We start from the raw sequence: 2,144 nt of genomic DNA on the forward strand, positions 1-2,144 counted from the left end.
CATCGCGAGCAAGCTCGCTCCCACTATGGATCTGCGCTGAACACAAGCCCCATGTCCACCCCAAATCCCCTGTGGGAGCGAGCTTGCTCGCGATAGCCATTCCAGCACCACCCTCGTCATCCAGCCATGTGCCTGCGCCGATATTCATCCGGCGTGGTGCCCATCATTTTGCGGAACATGCTGATGAATGCCGAGGCGCTGCTGTAGCCCAGGTCCAGGCCGATGGTTTCCACGCTCTGGCCGCGTTCGAGCAGGGCCAGGGCCTCGATGACTTTCAGGCGCTGGCGCCATTCCACCAAGGACATGCCCAGGTCCCGTTGGGCCCGGCGCATCAGTGTGCGCTCGGTGGTGTTGGCGGCGCGGGCCAGTTGCGGCAAGGAACGCGGGTCGCTGGGGTTCGCCTCCAGGGCCCGCAATACGGGCCCAAGCAGTGGATCATCCGAGAAAGGCAAGTAACTGCCGACATGGGGCGCCTGCGTCAGCTTGTCCACCAGCACCTGCAACAAGCGCTGCTGCTCGGGCGTCTGCGGTTGGCTCGGTGGGTCGCTGCGCAGTTCTTCCAGCAACGCGCGGATCAGCGGGCTCAAGGTCAGCGCGCAGGGTACGGCCGGCAGCGCACCGCAGAGTTCGGCCGCCAGGTACAACGAACAATGACAGGCCTCATGCCGATTGAAGCTCACGTGCTCCATGTCCGGCGGCAGCCAAATGCCGTACTGCGGTGGCGCCAGGTAATGGTGCTGGGCGATCTCGATTTCCATCACCCCACTGTAGGAATAGACGAACTCACCCCAGGCATGCCGGTGCCGCGGGTAAGTGGCGTGGGCCGGCATGCAGGCGCTACGGAAGAAAATCGGCGAGGGCAGGGCCGCGTCGAACGGAGGAATCTTCAGGTGTTGGGCTGGAGGCTGCATATCGACCGCAATGGCGGATTACCGGGATGGCTTGTCGGGTAATCACTATATCCAGCAAAGGTGTCAGGCAGACAATCCTTTCATCTGTTATTTCTGCCCAAAGGACCTTTCCCATGACCACCCGCCGTGCCCTGGATGGCCAGGTCTGCGCCCTGATGACCGGCCTCTGTGCCATCTGGGGTTTCCAGCAAGTCGCGATCAAGGCCGGCGCCGCCGACATGGCGCCGATGCTGCAACTGGGCGTGCGCTCGGCCATCGCCGCGGTACTGGTCTGGCTGTTGGTGCTGGCACGCGGTGAGCGTCTGTCCCTGACCGATGGCAGCTGGCGCCCCGGCCTGTTGGTGGGGTTGTTGTTTGCCTTGGAGTTCGTATTGGTGGGCGAAGGCCTGCGCCATACGACGGCTTCGCACATGGTGATTTTCCTCTACACCGCACCGATGTTCGCCGCCCTCGGCTTGCACTGGAAACTGCCGAGCGAGCGTCTCAAACCGGCGCAATGGTTGGGCATCGCCGTTGCATTCGGCGGGGTCGTGGTGGCCTTCAGTGGCGGCTCGGGCGCAGCGAACGGCAGCTCATTGCTTGTCGACGGCATCGGCTTGCTGGCGGGGGCGCTGTGGGGCGCAACCACGGTGACGGTTCGTTGTTCGCGGCTGACCGACGTGCCGGCCAGCCAGCCGCTGCTGTATGAATTGGTGGGCGCCGGGGTGCTGTTGATCGGAATGTCGGCGGCGCTGGGGCAAACGACGATCAATCCCACGCCACAACTCATCGCCAGCATGGCGTTCCAGGTGCTGCTGGTGTCTTTCGCCAGCTTCCTGATCTGGTTCTCCCTGCTACGCCGTTACCTGGCTTCGCAACTGGGGGTGCTGTCGTTCATGACGCCGCTGTACGGCGTCGGATTTGGCGTCTGGTTGCTGGATGAGCCGCTGGAGCCGAACTTTATCGTTGGCGCGGTGATGGTGCTCGGCGGGATCTTGCTGGTCAGTGGTTACGGATGGTTTCGCCAGCGTTGGGGGGGGTGGCCGGTTTTGCGGCGGGAGTAACTGAGCGAAGTGAAGTGTAAAAAAAGCCCACCCCTGCAAGAACAGGCGTGGGCTTTTTGTTACTGAACTGTCTCATCACTGAGTCAGATGTGGTCACTGTGGCGAGGGAGCTTGCTCCCGCTCGGTTGCGCAGCGACCGCAAGATCTTGGGTCTGCTGCGCAGCCCAGCGGCTGTCTCTTATAAACATCT

Annotated in this window: 2 protein-coding genes; one reads left to right on the top strand and one right to left on the bottom strand. The window is 62.8% G+C overall.

Annotated features, from left to right (window positions below; all coding sequences use genetic code 11):
• Positions 1-116: 116 nt before the first annotated feature.
• On the bottom strand, positions 117-911 hold the full coding sequence (locus tag HGO40_RS28455; protein ID WP_250965755.1) for an AraC family transcriptional regulator: 795 nt from the start codon (positions 909-911) through the stop codon (positions 117-119).
• A 113-nt stretch (positions 912-1,024) separates the two neighbouring features.
• Here HGO40_RS28455 and HGO40_RS28460 point away from each other — a divergent pair, with 113 nt between their 5' ends.
• A complete protein-coding gene (locus HGO40_RS28460) occupies positions 1,025-1,954 on the top strand; it encodes a DMT family transporter (RefSeq protein WP_250965756.1) in 930 nt (309 codons plus the stop codon).
• The last annotated feature ends 190 nt before the right edge of the window (positions 1,955-2,144 follow it).

Origin of the sequence: Pseudomonas sp. CG7, assembly GCF_023701885.1 — a bacterium.
Lineage (GTDB): Bacteria > Pseudomonadota > Gammaproteobacteria > Pseudomonadales > Pseudomonadaceae > Aquipseudomonas > Aquipseudomonas zanjanensis.

Bases quoted from the DNA above. Each gene is read 5' to 3' on its own strand.
- HGO40_RS28455 (WP_250965755.1), bottom strand. From the start codon at position 911: ATGCAGCCTCCAGCCCAACACCTGAAGATTCCTCCGTTCGACGCGGCC.
- HGO40_RS28460 (WP_250965756.1), top strand. From the start codon at position 1,025: ATGACCACCCGCCGTGCCCTGGATGGCCAGGTCTGCGCCCTGATGACC.